Annotated in this window: 2 protein-coding genes and 1 pseudogene; all 3 read right to left on the reverse strand. The window is 51.4% G+C overall.

Annotated features, from left to right (window positions below; translation table 11 throughout):
* Positions 1-119: 119 nt before the first annotated feature.
* Entirely contained in the window at positions 120-2,702 is a 2,583-nt protein-coding gene (locus Q2B33_RS04220; RefSeq protein WP_300571379.1) for a leucine-rich repeat protein, read from the reverse strand.
* A 128-nt stretch (positions 2,703-2,830) separates the two neighbouring features.
* The gene (locus Q2B33_RS04225) at positions 2,831-6,403 is read right to left on the reverse strand and encodes a leucine-rich repeat protein (protein WP_300795087.1); all 3,573 of its coding nucleotides are present in this window, start codon (positions 6,401-6,403) and stop codon (positions 2,831-2,833) included.
* A 33-nt stretch (positions 6,404-6,436) separates the two neighbouring features.
* A pseudogene (locus Q2B33_RS24685) lies at positions 6,437-8,092 on the reverse strand (leucine-rich repeat domain-containing protein); the annotation flags it as partial.
* Positions 8,093-8,210 lie beyond the last annotated feature (118 nt).

An 8,210-nucleotide genomic window follows, 5' to 3' on the forward strand; every position in this document is an offset into this window, starting at 1 on the left:
TCCTAAAAAAACAACGGCCAGGGCTGCTATATTTTGTCAATTTTATTTCAAAAGTAACTGAAAAAGGCTGTGGTGGGATATCCTTCCCAGCCGCCAGCCCTTTTTACGTCCATATATCATCAATACTTAAGACAATCCTTACAGCGTACATAGCCCTGTGCTTCTAATGACGCTATTGTTTCGTTGGAAGTCGCATAATTTTCCTCTTTTATTGTAGGCACATATCTGCACGCAGGAATATGAATCCTCCCCGTATTTATATTCAACACATAAACAACATCTGTACTCTGTTGGTCTTTATTGAATATATTAGAATTATTGCCACCTGAACTTGAAGGGTTATTTGTTGTATTTCCAAAACAATTCCAGCAAGTCTCATATCCTTGTTCTTGCAGACTATCAATCGGCCCATTGGATTCCGCATAGTTATGAGGTGCTATCTCACTAACTTCTGCACAATTCGGATAATGTATCAACTTTGTACGAGTATTCAATACGTAATCGTAAGCATTACTCTGTTGTCCCGAATTATCATTGCCACCCGTTGATTCAGGCACCTCTGTCGGTGTAGCTGTCGGCACTGGAATTGGAGACTCTGTCGGCGCAAGTGTTGGCACTGGAGTCGGAGCTTCTGTCGGCGCAACTGTTGGTACTGGAATCGGGGACTCCGTTGGCGCAACTGTCGGCACAGGAATCGGGGACTCTGTCGGCGTAACGATAGGCATTACAACATCGACATTTCCATTTGGAGCAATACCTTGGATATCACCTTCCTTTTCCACTCTCCATATCCCGATCATGGACACCTGATCCAGCCTGAAATACAGAGCCTCCCTGCCATCCAGCGTAATCTTCTCCGCTTCCACCGCTTCCAGCTGGCCGTTCCCGTCTAGTGTCACGACCTGCAGCTTGCGTCCCTGCAGTCCCTCCGGAACAGGGATTTCCATGTCAAGGGCCCGATTTCCCAGCTTCATCAGCGGAATCCCGCTCTCGTCCGTCAGGGTAAGGCTGTATATAGCCATCCCCTCCGGAATGCCGCTTTGGAGGGCGCGCCGGAATGCGCTTTCCATCCTGCCCACATCCTCGGGCTGCTCCACAGTCAGGGCATAGCTCCTGGCAGCCCCTTCCAATGTAGCGGACGCCCCTTCCAGCCCCTCCACCGTGATGCCCGGCTCCCCGCTGTCCGTTCCGTCATAGACACGGTAAGCCTCATTGGCCAGCCTTGTTGCCGAAGGCTCATAGGTATATTCCGCTTCCGCGCCCTCATAAGTAAGCACGGTATTGCCAAAGGCCTGAAGCCCTATTTCCCTCACGGACGCAGGGATGGAGATTTCCGATACCCCATTCCCCAGGAAAGCCCTGTCCTTGATTTCCTCCACATTCTTTCCGAGGGCGATCTCTCCCAGGCCGGTACAGCCCTCAAACGCCCCTTCGCCTATCACCAGCAGGCTGTCCGGCAGGGCAACGCGCTCCATCTCCGTGTGGCCGCGGAACGCCTCCCCGGCAATCACGCGCACGCCCTCAGGAACCGCTACCTCCTTCGAATCCCCCCGATAGGCCACCAGGACCCCGCCTGTCACCAGGAAGTCTCCCGCTTCGGCGCTCTCCTCTCCGTCCTCAGGGCTTCCGCCGGCCAGGAAACCGTCCACCCACAAGCTGTGCTCAAAGGCCTTCGGCTCCACGCACATGACGCTGTCCGGCAGCGCGACATCCGCCAACCGGCTGCAGTGATAGAAAGCGCCATAGCCGATATGCTCCAGCCCCTGGGGCAGTCCGATGGATGTCAGGGAGCTCCTGGCAAAGGAGAATTCCCCTATCCGGGAGATCCCGTCCTCCAGGGTCATGTCTCCCAGCGCCGCGTCCCGATAGTACGCCTGGTCCGCCACGATGCTGCCATCCACTATCCGGTACTTCGGAATGTCCGCATCTGTCAGCCCCTCACCGTTTTCGTTTCCATCGGAACCACTTACACCGCCCACATTGCCGGAATCCGCCGCAGGGACGTCCGCAACCGAACCGCCTGTCTCCTGCTCAGGCCCTCCTCCGAATACACGCAGCATGGCATTGTTCAGAAAGAGTACCGCCCTGTTCCCTACAACATGCGTAGTGCCCAGCACCTGCCCTTCCTCTATCGGAGCCTGCGTGGGCGCAGACGTCTCCTCTGGAACCGGCTCGGGGGTAGGCGTGCCCACGATTCCCTCTACCGCGTCAGAAGAATCCGGCGGCGGTGTCTCTTCATACCCCGGCATCTCCTTCTGCCGCTCATAGAACTCCTTGGCATACTTCTCCGCCGCGCTTCCGCTCTCGTAATGAATCGTCAGCTGCGCGCAGCCGTCAAAGGCCGACTCATGAATGTTCACCGTCTCCGGTGGAATCGTGATATCCTTCAGATTGACACAATCCTTAAAGGCTTCCCTTCCTATGGAAGTCGCCGTGGAGGGGATGGATATCTGCTCCAGGCCCGTACAGTTGGTAAAGGCATAATCCCCCACCTCGCTCAGGCCTTTTCCCAGGACAACCGTGTCCAGATTGTCGCAGCCCCAGAATGCATAGGCCTCAATCCGCTTCACCGAGTTCGGCAGCACCACCAGTTCGATATTCTTGTCGTCCTCAAAAGCCCCCTGGCCGATGACCTGCACCGTGTCGGGAACGGACACGTTCTTCTCCGTGCCCCGGTACCTTGCCAGCGTACTTCCCTCCATTTGAAAACCGGAAGCAGATGTTGACGCATCTGCTTCCGTTCCAGGAACCTGCATGATTATCAGTGCCGCTATTACCATCAAGGCACCTAAAAGACGCTTTTTCCCTTTCATATACATTCCTTTCAACGTTAATTCCTTGCCCTCACAGCCACCTTTTGCTTCTTTTTGGAGCCGTTCCTTCCGTCCTTCATCATGAACATCACGAAGGAAAGGCAGGCCAGGCCAATGGACAGGAACCACTTGGGATGGATGCCGTCCCCTGTGGTCGGCGTGTCATCCGTAATCGTGCCGTCCGACAGGTTCGCGATGTCCACATAAATCACATACGGTGAGAAATGCTCTGCCGTAAAGGTGATGCAAGGCACTCCGCTGATAGTCGTGAACCTGGGAGTCAGCTTATCCAGCTTGTCGTTCACCACGCCGGCCACCTTGTTGTTGCCCGCATAGGTAATCAGCGAATCCGGCAGCGGCAGGGTAATGCTCACGGACAGGCCCGTGGTATCCGTAATCTTCGTATTCCCTGTGGAATCGTAGAGAGAGATGTCCATGGGGAAATATTTGATGTTGTCAAGGCTTCCGTACTCGGCCTGCAGTGCCCGCAGGACCGCTTCCGCCGCGCTGCTGCTCTCTGTTATCTTAATGGTAAAGTTGTCAGAGGAGCCGTTCACCGTAGCGGAGACCACGCCTGTGTTGGACAGGCCGTTCTTGTCGATGACTACAGTGGTACCGCCAACTGTGCCTGTGGTGCCGTTGGGACGGTTGGTGTTGGTGCTGGAGGTGTTGCCGGAGCCAGTAGTGGTGCCTCCGGCCGAAGCCTTGTAGTTCGCTATGACCGCCACGTCATTGTTAGGCATGGTAAGGATGAACGAGGACAAGGTCTTATCCGTCACCACTGTGGATGCCGGGCTCACGGTCCAACTGGTGAACTGCTGTCCCCTTGCAGGCGCATCCGCTGTAATGATGATCTGCTCTCCTGCCGCATATAGTCCCGAACCGCTTCCGCCGCGCACCTGGAGGGTGTGGCGGTTGGCATTGTTGCCGCTTCCGGTATTATTGCCGCTTCCGGTGTTTCCATTACTCGGGCCCGGACTAGGGCTGGGGCTGGGATTAGGGCTGGGGCTCGGGCTGGGACTCGGCTCAGGACTCGGGCTAGGACTCGTCCCCGGGTTGTTGCCATCTCCCGATGCAGGCGCATACCTAGCATAAAAATCCGTATCCTCCTGGATATTGTTCAGCGGCTTATCCCACTCGGTGAAGACATAATCCGTCACTGCGGGAATGTTAATGCTGGGCGCATCTGAACCTGCCTTAACCGTAGTAGTATACTGCAGTTCGTAAGGATTGCTGATGCTGCCCTTTCTCACATAAAACCGCACTACATACTCGCCTTCATTCCGATATTTCGCCATGGCTGTATAGTCACCGGTAACTTCCTCCAGATTTCCTTCGCAGTCCCAGGTGACGAAGTTCGGGTCATTCATAATCGCGGCGAGCTCCTCCACATCTTTTGCCCGTCTCAGCGCGTTGCCGCCGTCCGCGATTTCCATCTTATAGACTTCCTTCAGGCCGTCCTTGCTGTCCATGAAGGTAATCACATGCAGAGCGAAATCATACTGTGCCGTAAAGTGCCAGGTATCACCGTTCTCCAATACATACTCCCAGTCGGTGAAGCTGTATGTCATTCCCTTGACAGTCACCCTCTGAGGTATCTCAGGGTAGGAAAGCTTCGCTTCGTCCACGGACGCGACTCTCTGCTCCAGGGTAACATCCGTAAACTCGCCGTCCTCACCGCGGTAGGTGTAGATGACATAGTAGGCCGTGGGGAACTCCGTCTCCTCCGTGAGGAATCCCTGGGCCGCACCTGTGGCCTGGGAAGTGACGCCGTCCTTCACGTAATACCATCTGACATCGCCGGCCTTTTGCGTAAGCCCTGCGACACCGTAACGGTTCGTTGAATCCTTGCTCTCATTCTCACCATAAAACGCGAACGGCGAGCACCCTGTGTTCTTGCCTTTTACATAAAAGCTGTCCACTGCGCTTCCGGCAAAGGCGTAATTGCCGATTATCGTCAATGTCTCCGGGAATGTCACTGTCTGAAGGTTGTCTGTATTGGCAAAGGCTCCTTCTGGAATCGCTGTTACATTCGTACTGGACAAATCCACAGACCTTACATGGCTCCCTCTGAACGCCTCCGGCGCTATCGCGGTGATTCCGGAACCAAGCTCTGTAGCCGTCACCTCTTTCAGATTGCTGGCCCTTCCGGGCAGACACTCTATGATGGTATTTGCGTTCCCGCTTTCATCCAGTCCGTAGATTATGGACTTTTCCGCATCGCAGGTATATTTCGGGCTATTCTGGAAGTTTACAAAACCAAGCTTCTCACAGCCAAAGAACGGGGCCTTTCCCAGACTTGCCACATCCGCCATGGAGACGTCGGTCAGGTTTTTGCAACCTTCAAAGGCATAGTCTTCTATGATGACAGGGCTGTTGCTGCTGTCTGCATTTAATGTGACTCCTTTCAGATGCTCGCATCCTGCAAAGGTTCCTGTTCCGTCCTTGAAAGTGGCAATTCCGTTCTTATCACGGCTTGTTGCTTCGCCGCTTTTCACAGCAGCCAGGCTGAATGCGGTGACTGTCATGTCTATCGACATGTCTGGATTGCCTGCCGCCTTAAAAGTAACATTCTCGTTTTCTTTTGCCTTAATGAGGCCCGGGGCTATTGTCTGCACTCCTTCCGGCACCACCAGATTCAAGGCCCCGTTGATAGCCTCTATCTGGTTTTCCGTCATACCGTCCGTTTTTCCGTTCTCCTTATATGCCTTGGCGGCATCTTGTGCCTCCTTAATCTGCTCCTCCGTCAGATAGGTATAGTCGGAAGTGCCCGCGATGCCGCTCTGCAGGTCAGCCAGCGAAGGGAAATCCGTCAATACGCTCATGCCCTGCGTGTTCGTATTCGGATTCACGGCATTGGGGTCATACTCTACTTTTATATTCGTAGGCCATCCGCTGTAATAGCTGATATAGCTTTCCTTCTGTGCGCTGGCATTATACCTGCCCTCGCTGCTCATGGCATACAGGAACGGTGCCGATGAAGCGGATATCGGTCCGATGAAGCTCAGCTTCTTGGCAGGCGTATTATCGCTATCTGTTACCACATCGCCATTACACCCCTGCCTATGGCTGCCCGTCACATCCTGTGTCTTAAACGCATTGCTCTCAATCACCAAATCGCCTGATGCAAAAAGCACGCTGGTGAGATTATGAGAGCCTTTAAAAGCGTTTGCCTTGATTGTTTTCACTGTATCCGGTATGGCTACCTTCGCAATGTTACAGCTATTCTCAAAAACTCCCGCATTTATTGCCGCCACAGTGTATGGCCCTATCTTACTGGGAATTTCTAAATCCTTTACACCATCTGTGGATACATGCTTCTCAAGGTTGCCGCCTGAATTTACTACGAAGGTATTCTTATTCTCTGCCGCTTTCTCCTCCTGGGTCGTAAGCTCATAATGATCCTGCTTTTCGTATCTGCCATTTTGGTCTGTTGCGGGATCTGCGCCTATATAGGTAAGGTAGCTAAACGGAAAGCATTCTTTCCATGCCAGTTTATGCACTTCCGAATCCCAGGCCATGCCTTCTGAGAAAGGCGTCCTATCCGTGGTATAGTCTCCTAAGCCCTCGAAGTAAAACTCGCTTGTCACCTGACTTTTAAAATCATTATAAGTAAAACTGGCGTCATCAGGAAATGCTATTTTTCTGTTCCTTGTTGAAATCCACTTTAAGTTATTGCATCCCTTGAATGAGGACATGTAGACCTCATCATCGCAGTTGTTTGGAAATGTCAGGGATTGTAGGGAACTACAGTTCTGGAACACTCCTGTCCCCAAACGCCGCAGGGCATTGACATTTGCGCCGCTGCATAAATCGAGTTCTGTCATTGCCATGCAGCCTTCAAACGCGCCGTTATCTATCTGCACTACGCCATTGGGCAGAACAAACTTCATCAATGTCTGACAGTCCTTGAATGCATAAGCCCCTATTTCGGTCAGGTTACAGTTCAAAGCAATGTCTATCGTCGTCAAGCTACGGCAATTATCAAACGCATGGTTTCCTATACAATGCAATCCGTTTTCAAGTTTTATCGTAGTAATACCTGAATTGTAAAATGCATAGTCGCCAATCCCTTTGAATTTAGGGCTCACTATGAGATTTTTGACATTGTTCTGGTTGGCGAAGATACCGTTCTGAGGATTGCTGTCACTCACTGTCCCCCCAAATGCCCATTTTCCATCCTTATTCGTAATGAACTGATTGCTGATATATGTTACGTCCGCATTTTTAATGCGCTGATAATTCGAATTCTGCCCGACTTTCTGATAGTTTCGCTTCTCAACGGGACTATTTGGATCATCTCCAGTATCGTCCGCAGCATCGTAGTATAAATCAGTATCAGGAAGCACTGACCATGTTGCATAGGTATCTGTATAACAGGGCAGATAGAATCCTGTCCTTTCTTTAACAGTCAATGAAGTCACAATAGTCTTAATAACATTACCGTCCGCACCTATTATGTCCTTGGTCTCTCTTTTTACAACCTCAACAACACGGTTAACCTCCTTCCCATTCATACCCTCCATCTTTACCGTATCTTCCAATATTGGCTTCTCTTCAAGCCCGGCCGTAGTATCTCCTGGATAAGTTTTCTCTATCCACTCTTCATAAAACAAGAAATTTCCGTTCAGCCCTACGGCTACAAAATTATAGCCGCCCCCGCCATCGTTTATCCTATATTGTCCGTAGGCATCTACTGGCCTTGTAAAATCAAGAGTCCCGTCCTGCAGATATCCCCCATTATACCCTACAATCACAGCCCCGTATCCGCTGTTGTCATTGAGGTAGGCAAACTGAATTTCCTGACCGGCAGTCGTATAAATTTTTGTTTGAGCATTCATTTGCGGAATCATGCTAGATGTATCGCACTTTTCATAACCATCCTGCCCTGTCCCCGCCCCAGAACCCGTAGGGGCCGCCTGCAGATTATCCACCGGAATAGCCGCTATCACAAGAGCAGACACCAGGAACAAAGCCCCCAATGTCTTCCTCATCGTTCTCCACATTCTTCTGCTTTTCTTCTTCACAGCCTTACTCATCTTCGTTACTCCTCCGCGATTTTCTTCATCACTGCGGCAAAGCATCCGCATCTGCATGACGCTTGCATCTATCCATATATTTCCATGGAATATGATATTACAGGGTAATCTATGTATATATCGTCTTTTTTTACCCATTCGATTAGCCTTTTGCCCTTTTCCGGCAATAATTTCCAAAAGCAGACAAAATCGTCCGCATTTTACATGTTCCCGGCAAAGCGGTCGGCCTTTCTTTACCATTTTACTATATCCTGAAATAATTGCAAGTGCTTTTGTCAGATCTGATAATTTTTCCTTGCAGAATCGTTACAATTCACGGCCTAGCCGATTAGGATTTCTAGAATTTCTGAGTTTTCAT

It is taken from the genome of uncultured Acetatifactor sp. (genome assembly GCF_948601915.1).
In the GTDB taxonomy this organism is placed as follows: Bacteria; Bacillota; Clostridia; order Lachnospirales; family Lachnospiraceae; genus Acetatifactor.

What these genes read in the sequence shown, in the direction of transcription:
- Q2B33_RS04220 (WP_300571379.1), bottom strand. Translation starts at nt 2,702, where the DNA reads ATGGAGGGAAGTACGCTGGCAAGGTACCGGGGCACGGAGAAGAACGTG.